A 230-nucleotide genomic window follows, 5' to 3' on the forward strand; every position below is an offset into this window, starting at 1 on the left:
CCACTTTTTAAATAAATTAACCATCCACTTTTGGTTTCACATTAGTAAATTAATGAATTAAATGCATCAGAAAATCTTTTTATGCCATCGTCAATTGATTTTTCACATTCTCTTGCATATGTAAACCGAACATAATTCTTCTTAGAGCCCATTGTAGATCCTGGTGCGTATAATACACCTCTTTTGATTGATTCTTCTAGTAATTGTGTCTCATTTATTTCTTTATTCAA

Annotated in this window: 1 pseudogene; it reads right to left on the reverse strand. The window is 29.6% G+C overall.

From position 1 onward, the window contains the following. Nucleotides 1–41: 41 nt before the first annotated feature. Nucleotides 42–230: pseudogene (locus V7056_RS14820) on the reverse strand (PLP-dependent aminotransferase family protein); the annotation flags it as partial.

Source organism: Bacillus sp. JJ664 (assembly GCF_036962205.1).
Lineage (GTDB): Bacteria > Bacillota > Bacilli > Bacillales > Bacillaceae_G > Gottfriedia.